General features: G+C 68.4%; 21 protein-coding genes and 1 pseudogene. 13 read left to right on the top strand and 9 right to left on the bottom strand.

Annotated elements, in window-relative coordinates:
• Positions 1-338: 338 nt before the first annotated feature.
• Positions 339-1,064 carry a hypothetical protein gene (locus tag ABD332_RS59170; RefSeq protein ID WP_344515843.1) on the bottom strand — a complete coding sequence of 242 codons (726 nt, stop codon included), beginning with the start codon at positions 1,062-1,064 and terminating at the stop codon, positions 339-341.
• A gap of 653 nt (positions 1,065-1,717) precedes the next feature.
• On the opposite strand from ABD332_RS59170, the gene ABD332_RS59165 reads away from it, so the two are divergent.
• On the top strand, positions 1,718-1,903 hold the full coding sequence (locus ABD332_RS59165; protein WP_344515842.1) for a hypothetical protein: 186 nt from the start codon (positions 1,718-1,720) through the stop codon (positions 1,901-1,903).
• Between the two features lie 26 nt (positions 1,904-1,929).
• Positions 1,930-3,111, top strand: a complete 1,182-nt coding sequence (locus ABD332_RS59160; protein WP_344515840.1) for an FAD-dependent oxidoreductase — start codon at positions 1,930-1,932, stop codon at positions 3,109-3,111.
• 1,380 nt (positions 3,112-4,491) lie between these two features.
• Here ABD332_RS59160 and ABD332_RS59155 read toward each other — a convergent pair.
• Positions 4,492-5,148 carry a hypothetical protein gene (locus tag ABD332_RS59155; protein WP_344515838.1) on the bottom strand — a complete coding sequence of 219 codons (657 nt, stop codon included), beginning with the start codon at positions 5,146-5,148 and terminating at the stop codon, positions 4,492-4,494.
• 28 nt (positions 5,149-5,176) lie between these two features.
• Here ABD332_RS59155 and ABD332_RS59150 point away from each other — a divergent pair, with 28 nt between their 5' ends.
• Entirely contained in the window at positions 5,177-5,536 is a 360-nt protein-coding gene (locus ABD332_RS59150; protein ID WP_344515836.1) for a hypothetical protein, read from the top strand.
• A gap of 138 nt (positions 5,537-5,674) precedes the next feature.
• Positions 5,675-6,133, top strand: coding sequence for a hypothetical protein (locus ABD332_RS59145; protein ID WP_344515834.1), 459 nt, complete (start codon positions 5,675-5,677; stop codon positions 6,131-6,133).
• A gap of 417 nt (positions 6,134-6,550) precedes the next feature.
• On the opposite strand, the gene ABD332_RS59140 is transcribed toward ABD332_RS59145, so the two are convergent.
• A complete protein-coding gene (locus ABD332_RS59140) occupies positions 6,551-8,608 on the bottom strand; it encodes a SpoIIE family protein phosphatase (protein ID WP_344515832.1) in 2,058 nt (685 codons plus the stop codon).
• Positions 8,609-8,627: 19 nt separating this feature from the next.
• Between ABD332_RS59140 and ABD332_RS59135 the strand changes: the two genes are divergently transcribed.
• The 4 genes from ABD332_RS59135 to ABD332_RS59120 all read left to right on the top strand — a co-directional run bounded on the left by ABD332_RS59135 (position 8,628) and on the right by ABD332_RS59120 (position 11,883).
• A complete protein-coding gene (locus ABD332_RS59135; protein WP_344515845.1) occupies positions 8,628-9,719 on the top strand; it encodes a DUF4192 domain-containing protein in 1,092 nt (363 codons plus the stop codon).
• A 227-nt stretch (positions 9,720-9,946) separates the two neighbouring features.
• Complete coding sequence (locus ABD332_RS59130; RefSeq protein WP_344515830.1) at positions 9,947-10,861, top strand: DNA-processing protein DprA; 915 nt, start codon at positions 9,947-9,949, stop codon at positions 10,859-10,861.
• Complete coding sequence (locus ABD332_RS59125; RefSeq protein ID WP_344515828.1) at positions 10,862-11,380, top strand: hypothetical protein; 519 nt, start codon at positions 10,862-10,864, stop codon at positions 11,378-11,380.
• 302 nt (positions 11,381-11,682) lie between these two features.
• On the top strand, positions 11,683-11,883 hold the full coding sequence (locus ABD332_RS59120; protein WP_344515826.1) for a hypothetical protein: 201 nt from the start codon (positions 11,683-11,685) through the stop codon (positions 11,881-11,883).
• Positions 11,884-11,890: 7 nt separating this feature from the next.
• Here the strand turns inward: ABD332_RS59120 and ABD332_RS59115 are convergent, their stop codons facing one another.
• Positions 11,891-12,415, bottom strand: coding sequence for a hypothetical protein (locus tag ABD332_RS59115; RefSeq protein WP_344515824.1), 525 nt, complete (start codon positions 12,413-12,415; stop codon positions 11,891-11,893).
• A 397-nt stretch (positions 12,416-12,812) separates the two neighbouring features.
• Entirely contained in the window at positions 12,813-13,985 is a 1,173-nt protein-coding gene (locus ABD332_RS59110) for a hypothetical protein (RefSeq protein ID WP_344515822.1), read from the bottom strand.
• An 830-nt stretch (positions 13,986-14,815) separates the two neighbouring features.
• Between ABD332_RS59110 and ABD332_RS59105 the strand changes: the two genes are divergently transcribed.
• From ABD332_RS59105 to ABD332_RS59090, 4 genes are read left to right on the top strand one after another with little or no spacing between them, the layout of a single operon-like run.
• A complete protein-coding gene (locus ABD332_RS59105) occupies positions 14,816-15,325 on the top strand; it encodes a hypothetical protein (RefSeq protein WP_344515820.1) in 510 nt (169 codons plus the stop codon).
• Positions 15,268-15,645, top strand: coding sequence for an ADP-ribosylglycohydrolase family protein (locus ABD332_RS59100; protein ID WP_344515818.1), 378 nt, complete (start codon positions 15,268-15,270; stop codon positions 15,643-15,645). Before ABD332_RS59105 ends, ABD332_RS59100 begins: the two co-directional genes overlap by 58 nt.
• A gap of 52 nt (positions 15,646-15,697) precedes the next feature.
• Positions 15,698-16,216 carry a SigE family RNA polymerase sigma factor gene (locus ABD332_RS59095; protein ID WP_344515816.1) on the top strand — a complete coding sequence of 173 codons (519 nt, stop codon included), beginning with the start codon at positions 15,698-15,700 and terminating at the stop codon, positions 16,214-16,216.
• Complete coding sequence (locus ABD332_RS59090; RefSeq protein ID WP_344515814.1) at positions 16,216-17,286, top strand: hypothetical protein; 1,071 nt, start codon at positions 16,216-16,218, stop codon at positions 17,284-17,286. The genes ABD332_RS59095 and ABD332_RS59090 overlap by 1 nt, the downstream gene beginning before the upstream one ends.
• A 16-nt stretch (positions 17,287-17,302) precedes the next feature.
• On the opposite strand, the gene ABD332_RS59085 is transcribed toward ABD332_RS59090, so the two are convergent.
• The 4 genes and pseudogenes from ABD332_RS59085 to ABD332_RS59070 form a co-directional block, all read right to left on the bottom strand.
• On the bottom strand, positions 17,303-18,064 hold the full coding sequence (locus ABD332_RS59085; protein WP_344515812.1) for a hypothetical protein: 762 nt from the start codon (positions 18,062-18,064) through the stop codon (positions 17,303-17,305).
• 1,099 nt (positions 18,065-19,163) lie between these two features.
• A pseudogene (locus ABD332_RS59080) lies at positions 19,164-19,856 on the bottom strand (IS6 family transposase).
• Between the two features lie 290 nt (positions 19,857-20,146).
• A complete protein-coding gene (locus tag ABD332_RS59075; protein WP_344515810.1) occupies positions 20,147-20,542 on the bottom strand; it encodes a hypothetical protein in 396 nt (131 codons plus the stop codon).
• A complete protein-coding gene (locus tag ABD332_RS59070) occupies positions 20,532-21,131 on the bottom strand; it encodes a hypothetical protein (protein WP_344515808.1) in 600 nt (199 codons plus the stop codon). Before ABD332_RS59070 ends, ABD332_RS59075 begins: the two co-directional genes overlap by 11 nt.
• 277 nt (positions 21,132-21,408) lie before the next feature.
• Between ABD332_RS59070 and ABD332_RS60400 the strand changes: the two genes are divergently transcribed.
• Positions 21,409-21,542: helix-turn-helix domain-containing protein (locus tag ABD332_RS60400; protein WP_425552470.1), on the top strand; the 134-nt coding region annotated here is incomplete at its 3' end.

The raw sequence follows: 21,542 nt of genomic DNA, 5'->3' as shown, positions 1-21,542 counted from the left end.
ACAGTTCCGCGCCGTCGCCACCCGCTACGACAAACGTGCCTTCATGTACCTGGCCGCCATCGACGTCGCCATCATCAAAATCTGGCTCCGCGACCTCACCACCAGAGATCCAAGAGACACGACCTAGACCGAACAGTGTGATCGAAATTCCACCGTTCGACATGGTTCCTCCACGACGTCCGAACCGTTATCAGCCTCCCTAGTCAGAACAGGCCGTGCGGACCTTCGGCTAGTCTGGCGGTCAAGCAAACCGACCGGATGAGCGGCCGCGCTACGGCAGCAGCGAGGAAATCGGTCAGCGCCGACGAGTGCGTGAATGCAGGTGGCCGACCAAGGCGTCAGGAGTTCCGGGTAGGCGGTATCGGGTCAGGCGATGACGGGCGGCCCGCCACCAGATCAGCGATGGTTAGACCCCAGTGGCCGAACCGTGCGTCGACGCCGTCGGCCCGCACCTGCGCCCGAGCGCACCGAGCCGCATCGTAACGGTGACGAGCCCAGGTCGACCCGGGTCGGGCCAGCCGCACCGCGCCGATCCAGGCCACCGGCGGGAGGAAGACACCGAGGACCGCCGTGGAGTACTTGCCTTTGCGCACACAGATCAAGACCGCCATGATGTGCACCACCCACGAGGCGGCAACGGCGACGTGGCCGGCGCCAAGCCCGCTGCTCGACGTCAGCGGATTCACGCCGAGCAGCACCAGCCCCATACCGCTGAGGGCCAGGGCGACCACCTGCACGGACAGTTGCCCCTCTGGCGACCAGTACACATCTTGCAGGTGCAGGATCAGCGCGAACTCGTCCAGAATCAGTGACGACCCAATGCCAATCAGCACGCCGGACACCTCAGCCCACGGGCGACGGCCGTCTACAGCGACTGACGTGTATGCACCGATCACGGTCAGGATGATGCCTGGCACGGCGTGGTGAATATGCACTCCACCCGCTATGTTGTTGCGGAACGGACCGACGCCTGCGCGAATCATCCGGGTAATGGACCGAGTCGTCACGAATGTGAGCAGGAACGACAGAAATAGCAGCAGAAACGGCACTTGCGCAGCGGTCATGGAACATCCTTGCAGTCCGACTCCGCCCGACGACGCCAGCACACGCCACCAGGCGGAGAGTTCCAAAGCACCGTACCGGCCCGGAAGCCCACACGATCAACAACATGGCGTGCGGCACCCGCCAATGAGCACCGCCCCGACCTGAATAACATCCGCCGCCCGCGCCGTCAGTCGGCGATGCTCACCTCGCGACGCCGAAATCATCTGGCCGCGATCCGCGCGGTTGGCAGCGATCCGACGTCCTGCCCAATATCTCTGCAGTTCAGACCCTGTCGATCAAGTGCGCCCCAAGGGACTCGAACCCCTAACCTTCTGACCCGTAGACCGGTGTCAGGTCATGTCCCGCGATGGGCTGCGTGCCGGAATGCGGCCGTACGTGCTCGTCAATTGCTGAACGTCCGAACACATTCGGAACACATTGCGACCGCCGGCACGGTACGCCGGGCCGTGAGCAATCCGCGACCCGCCATCCGCGACTCGCCGGCGGCGCCGTCGTGTGACCTGCTGGGTGATCCAGGCGGTCGACGCCGTCTCTGTGGCGGTTCCCGTGCGGGATTCACCTGCCACCGGGAAGCAGCTGGCAAACGAACTCACCCCTGGTCGACGTCTCCTGCCGGAACTGCGGCCGTGGCCGTGGACCGACCCTCACGCCTGTGACCGTTCGTGTTGAACTCTCCGATCGCGTGTACACCGTCATCCTGGACCGCCAGGAGACTCGCAACGCCGTCGACCGGCTGAACGCTCGCACACTTGCGTTTGCACTGATGCGGATCGGGGAGAGTTTCCCGCACGCAACGCGATCGCCGACGGTGCCCGATGTGGACCAGGCCCTCAGGTGATCGGACGGCTACTGGAGGGCTGAGGCGTGGAGACGGACGTCTGCGTCGTGGGCGGCGGCCCGGCCGGGCTGGTCCTGGCGCTGCTGCTGGGCCGGCGCGGGATCCGCACGGTCGTGCTAGAGAAGCATGAGACGTTTCTGCGCGACTTCCGTGGCGACACGGTCCACCCGTCGACGCTGCAGCTGATGGACGAGCTCGGTCTGGGTGAGCGCCTGCACGCCCTGCCGCACCGCACTATCCGGCAGTTCCGCTTCACCTACCCCGTCGGCTCCTTCCAGCCGGTCGACTTCAGCCGCCTGCACACCCCGTATCCGTACGTCATGTTCCTGCCCCAGTGGGACTTCCTCGAACTGCTGGCCTCCGAGGGCCGTTTCGAACTCCTCCGGCGGCACGAGGTGCTTGGCGTGCGCCGCTCGGGAGGGCGGATCGTCGGCGTCGACGCCCGCACACCCGACGGACCGCTGCGGGTCGACGCCGCGCTGACGGTCGCCTGCGACGGCCGCGATTCGACGGTACGGCGGGATCTCGCTCTGCGCTCGAAGGTCTTCGGCACGCCGATCGACGTGCTGTGGTTCAAGCTGCCGAGGCACGACGACGATCCGGCCGGGCTGGTCGGCCGGATCGACGACGGCCGGCTGTTCATCGGCATCGACCGCGGCGACACCTGGCAGATGGGATACGTCGTACCGAAGGGCAGCGACGACCAACTGCGCAGCCGGGGCTTGGCGGCCTTCCGCGCCGGGATCGCCGCCGGGGCGCCCTACCTGGCTGACCGGGTCGCCGAATTGACGGACTGGGATCAGATCAAGAAGCTGACGGTGCGGATGGACCGCCTATACCGCTGGCACGTGCCAGGTGCCCTGCTCATCGGTGATGCCGCGCACGCGATGTCACCGGTCGGCGGGGTCGGCATCAACCTGGCGATCCAGGACGCGGTCGCGGCGGCGCACGTGATCACGGCCGCCTTCGAGCGAGGCGCCCCGCCGACCGAGGACGAGCTCGCCGCCGTCCAGCGCCGCCGGACCTTCCCGACGAAAGGCACCCAGCTCGTCCAGCGGGCGCTGCAGCGCGCCGTGCTCGCACCCGCGGTCTCGGGCCGCCCGACTCGGCCGCCCCTGCCGCTGCGGATCATCGACCGGATGCCCGCCTTGCGCGCGCTCCCGGCGCGGGTGATCGGCATCGGCCTCCGCCCCGAACACGCCCGCTGAGTCGAGGTCGATACAAACGCAACGACGCCCGACCCGGTGGTGTCGAGGACGGCCGACACCCCGCCTTGGTTCGCCAGGCTGATCAGTTCGGCGTACGCGCTGCCGTCCAGTCCCGGGGACAGGCTGCCGAAGAGGACACCACCGCAGAGTCCGCCAGGAGTCGCGAGTAGGTCGCCAGGAACCGGGAGCACTCCTGCGCACCAACCGGCCGGTGTAGTGCCGACGGAATAGGCAGGGATCATCGAGGTGCGGTGCAGCCACTCCCAGATCGACGCGGAGCCATAGCGCATGCGATCCCCGGCGCGCGACCGGTGACGAAAGGCGCATGCGCAAGGTCGTCCACGGTAAACCGCAGCGTGCCCGAAGTGTCGATGACGCCCTCAGAAAATGCCAAGCGTCATAGTCAGCAACGAACTTCCGGCGGTGACGTGTTCCGGCTGGCCAACCGAGCCGTGCCGCCGGCGAGAACACCTGTCGCGGCCAGCATCGTCGGAAGGGCCTCCGATTCAGGTTGCAGTTCAGGCTGACGTGCTCGTGATGGGGGTAGCGGGACGCCGCGGGCCCGGCCCGGCGGCTGGCCGGCCGGCCGGAGCTACGTTGAGTGGCGGGAACCAGGTCTCAGACGGCACCGGATCTGCCGATGTGCGGAACGCCGTCATGCTCGATGACGAAGCTCGTAGGCGCGGATCACTCGGACCGTGGGATCGCCGCTTTCGGGCGTCCGTAGCCGATCGGTCAGAAGGAAATCGGGCAAGGTGAACCCGGCTGCGTGCTCGTTTTCGGACAGCACGAATGTTCCGCCGCGCCTTTCGGGCTGCCATCCGTGCTCCAAGGTGTGGCTAATGACGGCTCGTACGTCAGCCGGCGTCGGAAAGGCGCCGTCGGTGGCGCATGCCCCCCATGGCGCCGGCCAGGCGACCGATAGCAGATCCGCCTGGAGGGCTTGGCTCGTCTTCCCAGCACCCCACACCCGCAGCCGAATGCACCGGTGGCAATCACCATTACCCTGCAGGTGCCGGATCTCCGCACGCCCACGAAAGTCCGTGCACCGATTCGCACTTGCCGCAGTCACGTCCGCACGTCGGTCACCTCACGGTCGATCTTCCCAGCTCCGCCGCGACCCACCAAGGTACTTGCCTGCGATGCCTGCCGCCGATGAGTTCCTGGCACGCACGCTCATGCCGCCGGCCGTGCGTGCTGGGCCTCGAAGCGCCGTGACGCTCGGTCTTCAACAGCAGCTGGTGCAGCTGGGAACCATCCGAGTGTGGTCCTCACCGAGCGACCGGCGGCGATCTTGCAGAATCCGCAGCACGGGAGCTGTTCATCGTCGACCAGCCCGACGCGACCCCGTCCTGCCCACACGGACGTCCTGGCCCGCGCTCAGGCCACGTCGGCCGGGATCGGGTCGAACGATGACCCGTCCGCCAGGCCCACCTCGTGCAACTGCCCGTCCTGCACCAGGTACACGAAGTTGTGCCGGGTCCGCGCGGCGAAGTCGGCCCGCTGCTCGTCGGTCCAGTCGTCGCGGTGGGTGCGGGGGTACTCGGCGTGGTCCGGTTCGGTCAGCAGCCGGACCACGTAGATGGCGTTGGCGCGCACCTCGATGCGCCACCGATCGTCGGGCCACTCGCCCTCGGCCTCGATGACGCCGTCGACGACGTGGTCGAAGGTGAACCTGTCCAGCGCGGGCGGATACACCCGGCCCGGCACCGGGTCGACCCGCTCCCGCGCGACGGTGGCATCGGGCTTCAGGAACGTGTGCACCAGGTACCCCATCCAGAGATCGGCCTCGTAGAACTTCTCGTGTTTGTTCCAGCTGATCGCGGTGCCGTCGGCGGTCGGCGCCCACTTGCACCAGTACCCAGGTTTGTCCGGGTCCGGGGCGCCGTCGATCTCGTCGCCGTAGCCGAGGGCGTAGGGGCCGGTGGACCGTGGCTCGTGCCTGGTCTCGGCGAACGCCAGCAGGAAGTCGATCTCGTGCTGGTTCAGCGGAGGAGCGATCGTCACCTGGCCGGTGAACGTGGTCTCGTAACCCACGGTGGTTCCTTTCCACGATGCGTCGCATGTGTATACCAAGGCATGGAACGGCAACGATTTGGGGGCGTTGGCGCTGCACGACGAGTTGCTGCATTTGCTGGTCGGACGGTTCGGCGAGGTGGAGATGCCGGTCTACGCGCCGCAGGTGGTCGATCTGCAGCCGGACGCGGGGACGTACCGCTCGGACCAGTTCCGGGTCGACATGTGCGTCGTGGATGGCGGGCCGGAGGAGCAGGCGACGTATGAGCCGGCGGACGAGGTACAGGGGCGGATCTTCACCAGCTTCGTCGGCGGCTCGTTCACCGTGCCGCCGACACGATCAAGTGCGTCGACGCGCCCGCGGTGCGCGGGAGCGCTCGATCATGCCGGGCGCCGTGCACGACGTTGACCACCAGGACGGCTTGATCAGCTGCACGCACATGCCGCGATCCGATCGCTACAGGGCGCAATTGTCCGGGCTGGCTGCGGCGCGCGGTAGCCGATGACAGCGCACTGGATCTTGCCATCGGGCGTAGGTTGTGCAGCTGTGGAACTCCGCCCCGAACTCAGTCCACCCGTCATTCCCAGTACCCGCATCGAACAACTTTGCGCAGCCATCCACACCGTCGTAGAGCTTCTGGAGTCGGGTGCTGACGCGAGAGCCGACATCGCCGCGTTCAACGAGGACACCGGGCATACGTACGAGCCCTACGACTTCATGACGTACGGGTCGTGGCGCAATATCGAGGAGTTCGCCCTGGAAGCGGCCCGTCCGGCCTGGCCGAAGGTCCCGGACGTCAGCCGAGAGGAGCTGGTCGAGATCGTCCGCCGCATCCAGATCCAGGCGATGGACGACGACAGGGATTACTACCTGCTCGTGCTCGAGACCAACACCGTTCGCCCTGGAGTCAGCGACCTCATCCACTGGCCGCCTCCCCACCTGGTGGGCGCCTCGGCCGAGGCCATCGTCGACGAAGCACTTCGCTACCGGCCTACAGCACTCTGAGACTCGAGGGGACGCACGCCTCTCCCTCCCCGCAACCGGAGCTCGCTGACAAACGGATTTCGAAATCCACGGACGAAGCCACCAGATCGCACTCGGGCCGCCGGCGTGCCAGGGTGGCGGTCAGCGTGGTCTGAACCGCAGCTTGTCCAGCTGACACCAGCGCCGGCGAGTCGCCCGGACAGCGCGATGCAGTGCGTCATGGTGTCCGGCCCTGCTAGGGACGACCGGGCATGAGCTTCGGGGTGGGACACCAGACCGTCTATGACCGACCGCCGAACGGTTCGTGGGTTGTCCCGGCGTGATGCGTATCCCATGGCACCGGGTTACGGCCGCCGACTCGTGCGGGTGACCCCTCCTGCGGTCATGTCCGGGCCGGTAGTTGTCGCGGTGCTGCGTCGCCGGGTGATGTTACCGAGGCTACTGCTCCACGGGGTCGTCGGGACCGTGGTCCGGAGCTGCCTTGGCCTCGTCGTTGCCGGGTGTGGTGTGGGGGTCGTGGGTGGTGTGGTTGAGCCCGACCAGGGTGAGGATCATGTCTGCTGGGCCGGCGATGGGTGCGTACAGCTGCAGGGTGGTGTCGTTGGTGTGGTGGATGGCGGTGAGCCGGTGCAGTGCGGCGACGCCGGCGCTGGCCAGGTGGGTGACGCCGGTGAGGTCCACGGTCAGGTTCCGGGTGCCGACTGCGCCGGCTTCGCGCAGGGCCCTCTCGACATGGTTGGTGGTGGCGGCGTCGATCGGTCCGTCGACGCGGATCCGTGGGGTGGGGGCCCAGGGCTGGTCGAGGATGAGCAGCGGTTCGCTCTGGCCGGGGGGTCGGGCGGGGTGTCCGGCATTGAGCTGGTCGGTGGTCAGCAGCCAGGCCGGGCGGGTGAGGGTGAGGTCGATGGTGGCGGTGGTGCCGTGCTGGTCGTGGCGGATGCGGAGGTGGTCGACCATCGCCTCGGCCAGTTGCAGGCCGAGCCCGCGGTCCGGTGATGGCTGCGGTTTCCGCCACGTGCCGCGGTCGGTGACCTGCGCGTGCAGGTGCCCGTCCGGGCCGATGGTTGCGGTGAGTTCGCAGGTAGCGTCGGCGTCGGCCCGGTCGAGGTAGGCGTGTTCGAGGCTGTTGGTGACCAGCTCGACCACGGCGTGGCGGACCACCCCGTCGTCGTGCGCGTCGACGCCGCAGCCGGCCAGCCAGTCGCTGAGTTCGGTGCGCAGGACTTCGAGCTGGTCGTCGCCGACGAGGCTGAACGTCAGGTTCAGCGATTTGGGTGGGTTGGTGCGGCGTCCGGCGAGGAGGGTGATGTCGTCGGCGCGGCCGGTGCGGCGGGTGAGCAGTTCCAGGGTCTGCCCGCAGATTCGCTGCGTGGGCAGAAGACCGTCGTCGCGGATCCCGTACCCGGCGGCGATGTCGCCGGCGACCTGGGCGAGCTCGACGCTGGACTGGGCGATGGTGGTGCCCGGCCGTTCGAGGATGCCGTCGGTGTACAGCAAGATCGTGTCCGCGGTGTCCAGGGTGGCGGTGCCGAGCACCGCTGCGGTGAACGTGCCGCCGACGCCGAGCGGGCCCGCGCCGCTGATCGGCAGGAACCGGGCCTCACCCGCAGCGGGGAGCAGCAGCGGGGCCGGATGACCCGCCGTGCAGTACGTGACAGTGCCGGTGGCCGGATCGAGGACGGCCACGCAGACGGTGGCTGCCTTCGCCCCGGGAACCCATGCCGCGGCGGTGTTGACCCGGGTCAGTGCGGTCAACAGGTCACCGGACGCCAGGAGCTGCTCGCGCAGTAGGACCCGCAGCTGGCCCATCGTCGCCGACGCGGCGAGGCCGTGCCCGACGACGTCGCCGACGATCAGCGCTACCCGCTCGTCGGGCAGGACGACGGCGTCGAACCAGTCCCCGCCGGCCGCGGTCTCCGCGTCGGCGAGGAGGTAGCTTGCGGCGACCTCGAGGCCGGGCAGGACCGGGACGCCGGCGGGGAGCAGTTCCCGCTGCAGGGCGTTGATCACGTCGCGGGCCTGTTCGTAGCGGGCCTGCGCCTCCGCGGCCTGGGCCTGCGCGGCCTGGCGTTCCCGGACCCGTTCGGTGACGTCCTGCACGTTGCCGAGCGCGCCGACGAGGCGGCCGTCCGGGCCGTAGAACGGGCTGATCGTGAAGTCGACGAACACCTCGACCTGATCACCCAGGTCCGGCCGGTCGAACGTGATGCGGAACTCCCGGGCTGTCTCCGCGACCCCGGTGACCGCGACGCGTTCGAAGAACTCCAGGATCTGCTGGCCGGCGAACTCGGCGAACGCCTCCCGCAGCATCCGGCCGACGACGTCCTGCCGGCCGACGAACTGCCGGTACTGCGCCGTCATCGCCACCACCCGCAGCTGCGCGGCGTCGCCTTCCAACGCGGTCACCAGCAACGGCATCTGATCAAACACCCGCCGCACCGTCAGCGCATCCCCCGCCAGCCACGACAGGTCCTGATCGTCATCAGCGACCGACACGTTCGGCTCCTCGCCTCGAATCGACACCTCGTGCCTGCATCACCTACCACAGGCACGAGGAACCCACACAAACACAGCAACGACCGTCACCGCCCGTAGCACGCCCTGTGCCGCCCACGGTAAGCCGGTCGTTGTAGCGCTGCGGCGAGATTGTCGAGGAGTTCCAAGCCCAGCATGCTCTCCTTCGGAACGCCATCCAGGCGCCGCGCGCCGCACGGTCGCCTACCTCGACCTGCCCGACGACACCGACCCGCCGGGGACCACGCCGACGGTCACCGCGACGACCGGGTTCCTGCACGCGATCGCCGCGGAGTGCACCGCCCGGGACAGCGTCGACCTCGTCGTCGTCGGCTACGGTCCTGCCCGGCTGGCCGCCACGCTGTTCGACGTCGCCACGGCGGTGTTCACCGTGCACGGCCTGCCCGTCATGCACCTCGTCCGGGTCACCGGTGGACGGTACGTCGAACACGACGTGCACCGTCCGGAGGTGCCGCTCGGCGACCCGGTGCCGTTCACCCGCACCGCCCCGGATCGACCGTCGCGGCCCGCGGTGGTCGGCGCGGACCTGGCGGCGGCGGTCGCGCCGGTCACCGGCACCGCCGCGGCAGCGATGCTGGCAGCGTTCGAACAGGTCCGGGCGCGGCTGGACACGACCGCGGCCCAGTCCGGGTCACCGGACCGGGCGGTGCTCCGGCTGGGCCGCGCCGCGGTGGACGCGGCCGTGCGCCGCTGCGAGCAGGGCGGCACGCTCGACGACCTCGCTTCGGCGGAGTTGATCGCACTGCTGCGCAGCGACGAGGTCCGGGACTTCGCGTACCTGCGTACCGACGGCAGCGACGTGTGGCACCTGCGGCTGTGGCTGGGCCTGACCCGCCGGGCGATCCCCGGCTACGTCGCCGGTCCGGCATGCCTCGCCGGGTACGTGGCGTGGCGCACCCACCGGCCGGAGCTCGCCCGCCTCGCCGTGCACCGGGCCCTGAGCGACGACCCCGGTCACGCCCTCGCGGCGATCCTGCTGCAACTGCTCGACGAGAGCGTCCCGCCGGAGCTGGCCGAGCTCCTGCTGGCTCATCACCGGCCGGACAGCGGCATGGAGCCGCCGATGCAGTAGCCGTACACCGTCCCGCAGCCGCCGACCCGGCGGTCGCGGTCCCACACCTCGTGCCTACGGGCAGGCTGGGGCCGCACCGCCCCAGCCTGTCCGCCGCCACGAGGCGGGGAACAGGAGGCCACACACCGATGGCCAGGCAACACCAGCACAGCACCACCGGACCGCAGCCCGCGCGCCTGCTCGAGCAATCCCCGGCATGGTCACCCGTCGGTACCGCCGGTGACACGATGAGCGGCGACGAGGCCCGGACCGCCCGGGCGAACCTCAGCTGGGTCTTCGGACCCGGCCGCCGGGAGGTCATCCAGCTCATCGCCGAGCACGGCCCAGCGGCCGCGTTCGACCGGCTCACGGCCGGCGAACCCGACGCCGACCTGCTGCGCCCCGAGGTCCGCGACCGTCCCGGCACGTTCCGGGACCGGCTCGCCGTGTCCACCGACGCCGTCGCCGACGCACAGACCCGGTGCCGGGTCGTCATCCCCGAGGACCCGGACTGGCCGGCCGGCCTCACCGACGTCGACGCCGCCGGCGGATACACGCCCGTCTGCCTGTGGGCGCTCGGCCCCGCCCCGCTACCGCAACCGGCGACAGCGGTGACGATCACCGGCACCCACACCGCCACCGCGTACGGCCTGTGGACCGCCGAGGAGCTCGCGCTCGGCATCACCGTCGCCGGCCGCACCGTCGTCACGACCGGCGCACCCGGCATCGACAGCACCGCCCTGCGGGCAGCCGCCACCTGCGGCAACCCGGTCGCGCTCCTGCCGTGCGGGCTGCAGCAGCTGTACCCGGCGGCGAGCATCAGCCTGTACGACCGGATCGCGGAGACCGGGCTGCTGCTGACAGCGTGGCCGCCGGACGCCCGACCGACCAACCGGCGCTGGCAGGCGAACCGGAGACTGCTCGCCACCGTCAGCGCCGGCACCGTCGTCGTGGAGAGCCCGGCACGCGGGGCCGCGCTGGCCACACTGCGGCGGGCGATGCGGTACGGACGCCTCGGGATGGTCGTGCCCGGGCCGGTGACATCGGCGATGTCGGAAGGCTGCCACCGGGTCCTGCGGGCCGACCCGCAGGTCCGGGTCGTCACCAGCGCCGCCGACGTCCTCGAGGACCTCACCAGTGCCGTGCTGATTGGAGGGGTGTAGATGACGACTCCACCGGTGGTCCCGCCGCACCTGCTCGACCGGCCCGTCGCCGGCGGCCTCGTCGTCCCGTGGATCACCCCGGTGACTGCGGGCGGCGTGTACCTGTTCGGCAGCCTCGCCGCCGCCAGCCAACGCCAGTGCCTGCACGAGCAGCGGTGCCAGATCTGCGGCCGGCCGCTGCCGGACGAGGCGGTACTGTTCGCCCGCCGGTCCGACCTGCGGCTGCGATGCACGTCAGAACCGGCGACGTGCCCGCCGTGCGCCGCGTACAGCGCCCAGGCGTGCCCGATGCTGTCCGGCGCCCGCAGCACGTACCGGACGGCGACACACCCGGCGCTCGCCGGCACCCCGGACGACGGGCAGCGACACCTACGGCAGGGCGCACCGGCGGAACGCTGGCACGCCGTCCACGTCCAGGAGTACGACGTGATCCGACACCCGAGGTGGCCGCAGACCCTGGCCGCGTCGTGGGGCCGGATCCCGCCGGTGCGGATCGACGCCGTGCCGGTTACCGGCTGACCGTGCCGGCGCCCGTGCGGCCCGGGCCGCACTGACCCGCGGGGCGTTGCTGTCCCTCGCCCTTCTTCAGCAGGCACGCCCCGGCACAGCTCGAGGTGGCGGACCCTTCGCCTGGGTCAGCCACCTCGGGTCACCGCGACGGTCCTCACGCTTCCACCGGCTGCGTCGGTTCTTCGCCGGCCACCGCCCCGAACCCGGGCACCCGCTCTGGCGTTCGCGACACGCTGCGCATCGCCCGCCCCTGCACCACAGCTTCGCCGCTCATCGCGCGCACAGGCGCGCTCTTTTGTGTTTCTGGAGGTATGTCATCACCACTCCCCCGTCGTCGCGCCGCGCGGCAGGACCCTGGCGATGACCACGAGATCCTGGGCCTCGTCATCGCCTGCTGCGTCGGCGCGGTCGTCGTCTGCGCTGCCGGCCTCGGGCTGCTGACCGGCCATGCCGCCGGCTGCGCCGACCAGACTGCGGCGAGCGTGGCACTCCAGGCGTGGACCGCGGCCTGAACACCGCTCACAGCCCCAGGACGATCCAGAACCCCACTATTGGCGCCGCGAGCAGCGCGATGTTGACCAGCCGTGGCCGCCGCCGAACGACGCCTCCGGTCGGGGCCGCCGGCAGGTCGGCGAACAGCGCCAGCAGCTGCCGCGACCGGTACGCGCTGCGGCCGCGCGAGCGGGAGGTCGCCGGGACCAGGCTGGGCTGCCACGCGCCCAGCCCGATCTTCGTGCCGTCCGTCAGGACCAGATCCATCCCGAGCCGGTCGACCTCCTCAACCCGGTCCACCAGACCCCTCGGCACCCGGTGGATGACAAGCCAGTTGGCGACGGTCACCTGTTCCGGGCCCACCGAGACCCACACGGCAGGCCCGTCGATGTAGCACATCACCAGCAGCACGGCGACCGCACATCCCGCCAGCAGCGGCGGCTTTACCGGCTGTGGCCAGTTCACCAGCACCGCCACCGGGAAGCCAACGGCGATGAGGGCTCCGACCAGCAGCGGCGGGGCCTCCCACCTACGGTACTTCCGTGTAGCCATACGTTCCGAACCTTCCGCCGCGGTCGTGGGAGCAGGCGCCTTCGAGCGGGTTGTTGTTCTGGTACATGCTGCTCGTGGTCAACGTCGCGATCATGCTGAACGCCTCCTGGCAGTTACCCGGACCGGACTTCCACCGGCAAGCGACGACGAGCTTACGAACAAAGATCAACCACCTACACGGTCAACCTCCATTCTCCGGGTGAGTAGCGACGATGGCCGCGACTCCGGGATCAGTTGATGTTGGTGCAACACCAACCCGCTGAGTACCCGGACTTCCAGCACAATCGGGCGTCGTTCCTCGGAACAGCGGACCGCACGGGCAGCTGATCGAACCGCTCCGGCAGCCACCCGACGGCCGCCGACCCGGCGCCCTACGGCAACGCGTTTGCGGCCCCGGTCAGCGCTGTGCGCGCACGTTGTCCACCATGTAGGCAACCGCGGCGTTGGCGTCCCATTCGAACCCCCACCCTTCCGCCAGTCGGTTACTCGCGTACCAGCCGGGCCGAATCAAGAACGCGGTGACGAGCACGTCGTGGGTGAACGCGTCCTCAGCCAATGCGAACCGGTGCCCCAGGTACGGGAAGCACCCCCGCAGGACGGCGTTCTCCGATGCCGCCGTGATCAGGTCGTGGAAGCCCTCGGGGTCCCCCTCCACCGATTCCAGCATCGTCCGCCACTGATGCTCGACCGGGTCGCCGCGCTCCCGGGCGAGCGCGATCGCGGAGAACTCGACGAACGGATACCGGGCGGCGAGCTCCTCCAGCCCGGACCCGCGGATCCACAGCGCCGCCGCGCCGGCCGCCGAGACCGCGTCCGGCGTCACCCCACGCGCCTGCCCGGCGCCCTTCCACCCGAACTCGAGTCGGAATTCCGAGCCGTGCGGGTGCACCGCAGCCGTGCGGTCCCCCGCACGCATGACCGCCGGCGCGAAGGCGACCCGGCCTGTCACAGCGAACCGCTGTGGCAGGTCCCGGCCCAGCGCTTCGTTCAGCAGTGCGGCAAGGTCACGACCTGGCACCGTCGTCCCCCATCGTCGGAGTCGCCAGACATCATCCGCCCAGCCCCTCATCTCATCAATGAGCAGCCGGCCGTGCAGATACCAGGACACTCGGCCCCTGATCGCGGCCGCCGGGTTGTAGATCGCCATCTGCAGCTGCCGCATCTCCCAGAAGGTGCCCCGGACATGCTCCGGGCGGCCAACACCCTCAGCGGCTGCACGCATACGCCACATGCATCGCCATCTGCCATTGCGAGGTAGAGGACCCCCTGCACCGTCCGACCCAACTCCTCTTGACGCTGGCGCATAAGTGCCGCGGTTCGCCGCCGCCCCGGGATCCTCCGCCACCGCCACCCCGACGCCCGCCTCCGCTGGCGGGCCGACCCGCGGCAAGGATGGCAAGTCCGGTTTGGCGTGCCGTAACGGGCGCGGTGGTTCGGGTTTGCGGACCTTGAAACGGGCGATCGAGAGGGTGGTGGTGCGGGCAGCCTCGGTGAGGAGTTCGTCGCCGTCGTAGACCCAGAACGTGTGGTCAGATGACTTGACCGTGACCGTGCGACCGGCGTGGATCATCCCGACGTGAATGCACGGCAACGGGTTGGGCCGAAACGAGGGCTGTAGCGTTACACGGTCAAGGGAACGAAAGTAACGGGTTCCACCGGGCCTGCATCCGTGAAATAGATCTGGAAACGACCTTGCTCACCGAATCTTTCCGATTCCGGATACGACTCGACGAACGCTAAGGTCACAACCGACGTGGGACGTGGAACCGTTCTCATGTCTACAGGCTTACCGAAAACCTCGAATGCAGTCACAACGCATTCAACTTCAGGAATCGCTAACCAGCAGGTTTCCCCCTGTCGGAACTCTACGTTCGATTGGACGCGCCACGGCGATTGAACCCATTCCAACATCGACGGATTCGTCGGCACTGCTATCGGCTCTTCCCACGCATAACCGGATCGCGGATCCAGTTCCGTCCACGGCCACTCAACGAACACGAAGCCCGTCATGACATCAGCCACCCGAACCTCGCAAGGCTCGCAGCGAATGAGCACTCGCTGCCCGATCCGGAATTCCATATAACCTCAGCTAACCTTCGAACTACCACTCAGATCCGACAGGCCGATGGCGCTATCCACAGCGACATACACGCCAGTCACCGGATCCCGAACGATCACCTCAACATCAGTCATGGCAACCTCCGCCGTCTCGTTGTCTGGAACGGTCCCTCAAACCCATCCGACCGCGACCCAGCGCCAGCCACAACAACACTTCACACCACCGGAGGAACCCCAGAACGAGTGAACCTCCTCGACCGATCGGCGTCAAAGGCACGACGAGCGCCTACTCATGGCCGACAAGCGCCCGCTCGACCAGGCTCGATCAGTACGGTCCCATGCATGACACCGATGGCAGCCATCGACGTATCGGCGGGCTTCGCCGGTGAGGTGCTGGGACCGGTCCCGATCGACGAGGCGGCGAGCCGGATCCGGGTGTACTGCACGTCGCGGTACAGCGGCTGGGCCGTCTACGACCTGGCCGGCATCAGCGCACGGGCGGCGGGCCTCTTCACAGAGGTCTCAACGTGGTCGCTGTTGTTCGCCAACACGCTCAACGGCCGGGTGGACATCACGCAGCTCGCCGACTTCAACCGAGCGCTTCGGCGAGAGTTCGCCGATCGGATCGGCCGCATCCCAGCCGACCAGGACCTGCATGCAATGACCGAAGAGGAGGTTGCCGGGGTAATCCGCGCCTGCCAGTTCGGCTTCAACGGTGCATGGCGCCGAGAATCACCAAGCTGGGTGCCCTGTACAGGCCCGCCGCTATCCCGGTGCTCGACGGCTACGTTGGGATGGCGTTCGGCTACCAGCGCGACGACCTCAGCATCACGGTCCAGCGCTTCGGCCTGAACCGTCAACAACGCATCGCCGCGATCGTCCGCGCGCTGGCCACGTACCTCCACGACCATCGCGACACCATGGCGCAGCTCCGGGCTTTGGTGCTGGCGCAGGACACGGTGCCGTTCGCGTTGTGGGCGGCCGCGACCCACCTCGCCGACTACCGGGCGGCGATCCTGACCTGCGTGGCGGCCAGCGGCGACGTCGACACCACGGCGGCGATCGTCGGTGGGGTGGTCGCCGCGGCGATCGGCCGGGACGCGATCCCCGCGGCCTGGCGCACCCAGCGTGAGCCGCTGCCCGCCTGGGTCCGGACACCCGGTGCGGATTGAGTGCAAAGTTTCCGGCACTCCTGGCGTCTGAGGGGTGAAGGAGGTACCCGTCGTGCAGAACCCACTGGAGGCCGAGTTCTCGGCCTTCGTCGAGCAGCGCGCGCATGCGTTGCTGAAGACGGCGTACGCGCTGACCGGCGACCGGCACGCCGCTGAGGACCTCGTGCAGACCGCCCTGGCGAAGGCGTTCGCACGGTGGCGGCGGATCGACGAGCCGGAGCCCTACCTGCGGCGCATGATCTACAACGAGTTCGCGTCCGGGTGGCGCAGCCGGCGCAGGCAGGCCGAGGTGTCGGTGGCGGAGCCGCCGGAGCGGGCCGCTTCCCGATACCTGGAGGCCGACACCGCGCTGCGGCTGCTGCTGCGCGACGCGTTGCAGACGCTGCCACCCCGGCAGCGGGCGGTGCTGATCCTGCGGTACTTCGAGGACCGCAGCGTCGAGGAGACCGCGGAGATCCTCTCCTGCCGCCGGGGCACGGTGGCCAGCCATGCCTCGCGGGGGCTGGCCAAGCTGCGCGAGCTCGTGCCGCAGCTCGACTGGAGCGAAGACTTCGTGGAAGGACGGCACTGATGCGCTTCGAAGAGCTGCTCCACGAGACGATCGACGAGATGTCCGGCGAGCTGCACGGGCCGTCCGCCAGGCTCGCCGCGCGCAGCATGGTCAAAGGCCGGCGCATCCGGCGCAACCGCAGGCTGGCCGCGACCGGCGGCGCGGTCCTGGTGGTGATCGCCGTCGTGCTGCCCTGGGCGGTCCTGTCCCGCCCCGGCGTCGTCGCCCCGCCACCCGCAGCCGCCGGATCGAGCCGGCCACAGGCCCGGCCGACCACGCAGGTGCCGACCCCCACGACCCCCGGTGGACTGCCCGGAGGCTGGGTCGTCATCGGGAAGGGGGACCAGGTGCTGGAGCGGTCCAGCGGCCGGTACATCTCCGTGCGCAACCAGGGCCAGCCAGCCCCGACCGGCGACCGGCTCCTGGTAAGGCCCGGTCCGAGCGAGGCCAAGGTGACGGACGTGCGTGGCGGCCACCCGGTGACCGTCGAGCCGGCCGGCTTCATCGGCACGTATAGCTGGTCACCGACCGGCGACCGGCTCGTCGGCGGGCTGACCCGGAAGGATCCGTTCAAGGTCGGCTTCGGGGTGATCGACGCCCGCACGGGCAAGGTGCGCACGCAGTGGATCGACGCGGACAGGTACCCCTGCAGCCAGTGCTTCTTCACCTGGACGCGGGACGGCAAGGAGATCGTCATGGCCGTCGCCTACCGCTCGGAAGGTGCTGCCCTGGAGCAGGTCACCGGCCTGCAACTGTTCGACGCCGAGACCGGCGAGCCCACCAGGTCGCTGCCGGTGACCGCGATGCCGGCCGGGCCGTTCGCCTGGTCGCCCGACGGGCGGTACGTCGTCGCCGGTCCCGAACCCGGAGAGGCGGACGGTCCGAACGGTACGACGACCAACTGGTCGCGGTTCGACGTCCTCACCGGGCAGCGGGTGGAGTTCCCGTTCGCCGCCGTGTGGGTGAGCGACGACGTGCTGCTCACCGGCCGGGACGGCGAGGTGCGCACCCTGACCCGCGACGGCACGGTGACCAGGACCACGGCCGTCGGCGCCCCGAGCGACCGGACCATCACCCTCGGCCCGCCGTAGCGGGCCGCAACGAGCGTCAGCGGGGCACGCGGAGCGGGCGGGCCACGGCGTCCTGCGCTGCGACCGCGGCCATCAGCGCCCGGTACTCGGCCGGCTCCAGATCACCGGCCAGCAACCGGTCGAACGCCTTCGCCGCCCGGCGGGCCAGATACGTGCCCGCCGGGCGGGGCGCCGGCAGTGGACCGAACCGGGCGGCCAGCCATCGCGCCGCCCGCGGCTCGTACGCGCCCTCGACCCGGTGCCGCCGGATCATCCACGCGTGCATGAGTCCGTCGGCGTGATCGAACCACTCACCGGAGGCGAAGATCTCTTCGATCGGAACGTCGATGGTGTCGCTCACCCGGGCTTGGTCGCATATGGCCGTCGCGCACGAGACGGGCGTCCACAACAGCTCCGCCACCGCTGGCGGGATCACGGTCAGGAACACCTCCTCGACGCATGCCTGCTCGACATCGTCGAGTTCGAACTCGCCGAGGCGGCGCCAGTTGTCCATCAGGGCATCAAATGTCTGCACCTCGTCCCACGGCACCCGCAGGCGTGCGGCCGGAACGTTCTCAACCCGCATGTCGGGGTCGTCGAGGAAGGCAACGTCAACTCGCGCGCTGGACTTCTTCGGCGAGATCGCCTCGGTGCGGACCCGCTCGGATGCGGCAGTGTCTCGCAGGCGGTAGGCCCACTCGTCAACCCAACCACCGGAACATTCCGGGTATTCGAATCGGGCCCAGACGGCGGCACCCTCACAGCACGCAACTTCGACTACACACATGCCGACGTCCACCGCCAAGACTGACCCGAGCCCGCGCAGGCCGGCCCACTACGGCCCACTGCTCGCTCAACGGAGATCACCGTACGGGCGTACGTGTCGCAGATGTGTCGCGATCATCCACAGTGGACTCGAAGTCGCCCGTCGCGGTCAAGGGGCCTGGCTCAAGACGACCGTCGATCGAGGCCGGACCTGAAAGCGCTGGTCAACATACATTTCGCCCGATCATCAGGGCGGCCGCGCTGGTCGCGGCAGACCTGCGCGCTAACGGGCCTGGGCGAGATCAACAGTACGGCCAGCAGCAAGTTCGCGGAAACAGTACGCGCGTACGTGCAAAAACAAGTGTCATGACAGGACCAGCGCATTGATTGAGGTCAACAAAAAGGCCAGCTCAGCTGGCCTTTCGCAAAGTCGGGACGGCGGGATTCGAACCCACGACCCCTTGACCCCCAGGGGTCGTCGGAGGCCCCAGCGACGTGCTCAAGCACGTTCTCCCAGGTCACCAAAAGCATAAACCGGCCGAGTAAAGGGGTCCACGTCAGAGAGCCCTCCGGCTACGCCGCCTCGGCTTGGTTGCCATACCGGCCAGCGACAACCTTCCTCAGCACCTCAAGTGCCCGCTGCACATCGTCAAGCCCCGCTGGCGCAGTCCGTTCCCTGATGTAGGACGCCAATGCCTCCCGCATAACGTCGGAGCGGCACGCCTGCTGCACGTCCGCGAGACCGTCCAACTCCTCAACTATCGCGACCCAGCAGCCGGATGCTGATCATCGCTATCGGCCCGTCCGCCGCCGGGGGAAACCACTCCGTCAGCGACAGGCTCCACAGCGGACAGCAGTGGCGAGACGTCATCCGAGGCGTCGAACCAGGCGACAACCTCGTCCTTGGGCATCCACTCGAAGTCAGGACCACTCACAGGACTCGCCTTCTCCGCTCATCCGATGCCGCTGCGTTCGACCCAGTCTTCACCGCCGCGGCATCGGCGTACTCTGCACACCGCCGCAGGCACCACGTGCGAACGCTGTTGCAGAGCGCTGGGTCGACACGGTTCGACGCGAGGGCGCTGTTGCATTTGCCGATCGGAGGGCGCGTTTGGGTGAGTGCCGGCCGGTCTTCAGATGGCGGTGGTGGCGAGCTCGGTGAACGCTGCGGCGACTCGGAGCCCGGACGGTGCGTCGAGCCCGAGTTCGTAGTGTCCGCGTCGGAGGTTCTACATGAAGGCGTGTCCGGCGATGATCGTCTGTGCGGTGCGGTCGGCACGCAGCCCGCGCATCGGTCTGAGCCGGTGCTTCAGCTGGCCGTGATCGGCCTCGATCCGGTCGTTGGCATGGCGTTCGACGTGGTGCCACGCCGACGGGACCAGCTCGTCGAGGACGGCCGGGTACACCGGTGCCGCGTCGGTGACGACCTCGCTCGGTGTGACCTTCAGCGTGGCCAGCGCCCGGCGGAAGAACCGGCGTGCCGCGGCGGCGTCGCGGCGGGCGGAGACGAGCACGTCGATGACCTGGCCGTCCTGGTCGACGGCGCGATACACGTACCGCCAGACACCGTTGACCTTGATGTAGGTTTCGTCGACGAACCATCTGTCGCCGGGCGCATGCCGGCAGAACCGGGCCGCGTCGGCCAGCAGCGGCGTGAATCGTTGCACCCACCGGAAGATCGTGACGTGGTCGACCTCGGCACCGCGTTCGAGCAGCAGTTCCTCGACGTCGCGGCAGGACAGGCCGTAGCGCAGGTACAGCCGGACCGCGACCACGATCACGTCCGGCGGGAACCGGAACCCGGCGAACGCTGACTGCGGCGGCAACGACGGTCTGCGGCTTGGAGACTTCACTGCTCAAGCCTGCCTCGATCATGCCGAACAGCGAATGCAACAGAGCCCGCCGACCTACAAACCGTCGCGACCGCGCTCGCCGCCATGACCAACCGACCGCACCCGCTCGCGCAACCCGTCGACAGTCAGCCGGGTGGTCACCCGCGACCTTGAACACGTCGACGTCGCAGCTCTGCGGTAGCGCGATCAGTCGCGGTCGGCGTGCTCACGTGCGGCTACGTCACACCGGTCGGCTGACCCCCTTGACTCCCGGGATGGCTCCTTCACCGTACGGTCGCCTCGGCGTCGGTGAAGTCGACGGGTGCGTCGAGAACGACAATCTCGTCGAGACAATCGGCGAATCCCGAGGCGGTGCTGTTTACGAAACCGGAGGTTGCCCGCCATCCATTCTGTCCACCTTGAGGAATCGCACGACGCCGGTATGGATTTCCACACCATAGATTGCGAATACGGTCCCACGCCGGCGGGATGGCTTGCTCGCCGAGAGAGTAGTACCCACTCTCACGAACATAGAAGATTGCCGATCTGCCGGAGTTCGAAAGTCGGAAAAATCCCCGCTGGACGGCCGAGCAGATGGTTTTTGCAACCTTCTGCTCGGCCGGCATGTCCCAACCGGCAACAATGTCGACCAGCGAAACCCTCAGGGCATCAGTCAACACGGACCGGCAGAAGCACGTTGCCTTCGGAAACCAGCGCTGTGAACTCCCGGCGGGTCAGCGGCCCACCTGACAGGATGCGCCGACAGCACTGCTGCATGAAGTTCAGCGCTGCGGCTACTGCCGGATCCTGGGGTAGCCTGTACAGCCAAGCTGTATATCCAAGCCGTCGTACGAGTGCAATGTCTCTGGCCTGAACAGATGAGGTCAATGGCTCCAGTGCATACTCGATCCAGATACTCTCCGGCTGAGCATCGACGGACGCGGCAGCAAGTCCAGCGTCCGCGCAAATTATTGCGGCCTGCACGTTAGTGCTCCACGGGCCGTCGAGGTCGTGGCCATTTGGAACTGAGGCCGCGAGACTGGCACGAAGCTCGCCGTGATCACCTGCCGGCCCGGCATCGAGCGCAAAGGTTTCTATGACCTCCAACGCTGGAGCGTAGTCACGAAATGACCACACTCCAGCGTATCTCCGCTCAACCTCAACGACCAGCGGCGCGAGCACCCGAGCGCACAGCCCGAATATTGTCGCCCTCCCCGTTGGCGACATCTCGTCGAGGGAAGTCGCCAGTCGTTGGATCTCAAAGTCCATAGCCGAATACTACACTTTGCTCAGTTATGTTGAATTCCCCGACTGTCAAGTTGACCAGCGCAGTCATGTCGATCAATTCCGCACGGAGGCTGATTGTCGGACGCGACCCGTTCGAGCGGCCACAAACTGTTGTCATTGTCCGCGAGGAGATCTTCTTCGGCATGATTAGGTCCGCGACTTGTAACCAGCCGAATATTCAAACTGTCCGCCACAGCACGCGAGCCCGAGTCCCACCCGTTGCTTGAACCAGCAGTTCAGCCATAAACCAACATGTACCGTGCTTCTCGTGCAGCTCCGTTACAACTTCCGCGTGTATCCGACGCCTGGCCAGCAGATCGAGCTGGCGCGGGCGTTCGGGTGCGCGCGGGTGGTGTTCAACGACGCGCTCAGGCTGCGCCGGCAAGCCCGTGA

The sequence above is a fragment of the Dactylosporangium maewongense genome (assembly GCF_039531485.1).
GTDB lineage: Bacteria > Actinomycetota > Actinomycetes > Mycobacteriales > Micromonosporaceae > Dactylosporangium > Dactylosporangium maewongense.
Note: the sequence above shows the minus strand (reverse complement) of the source record. Positions and strands in the feature narration are given on the sequence as shown.

Bases quoted from the DNA above. Each gene is read 5' to 3' on its own strand.
- ABD332_RS59170 (WP_344515843.1), bottom strand. From the start codon at position 1,064: ATGACCGCTGCGCAAGTGCCGTTTCTGCTGCTATTTCTGTCGTTCCTG.
- ABD332_RS59130 (WP_344515830.1), top strand. From the start codon at position 9,947: ATGAGCGGCGACGAGGCCCGGACCGCCCGGGCGAACCTCAGCTGGGTC.
- ABD332_RS59125 (WP_344515828.1), top strand. From the start codon at position 10,862: ATGACGACTCCACCGGTGGTCCCGCCGCACCTGCTCGACCGGCCCGTC.
- ABD332_RS59120 (WP_344515826.1), top strand. From the start codon at position 11,683: ATGTCATCACCACTCCCCCGTCGTCGCGCCGCGCGGCAGGACCCTGGC.
- ABD332_RS59115 (WP_344515824.1), bottom strand. From the start codon at position 12,415: ATGGCTACACGGAAGTACCGTAGGTGGGAGGCCCCGCCGCTGCTGGTC.
- ABD332_RS59110 (WP_344515822.1), bottom strand. From the start codon at position 13,985: ATGATCCACGCCGGTCGCACGGTCACGGTCAAGTCATCTGACCACACG.
- ABD332_RS59105 (WP_344515820.1), top strand. From the start codon at position 14,816: ATGACACCGATGGCAGCCATCGACGTATCGGCGGGCTTCGCCGGTGAG.
- ABD332_RS59100 (WP_344515818.1), top strand. From the start codon at position 15,268: ATGGCGTTCGGCTACCAGCGCGACGACCTCAGCATCACGGTCCAGCGC.
- ABD332_RS59090 (WP_344515814.1), top strand. From the start codon at position 16,216: ATGCGCTTCGAAGAGCTGCTCCACGAGACGATCGACGAGATGTCCGGC.
- ABD332_RS59070 (WP_344515808.1), bottom strand. From the start codon at position 21,131: ATGGACTTTGAGATCCAACGACTGGCGACTTCCCTCGACGAGATGTCG.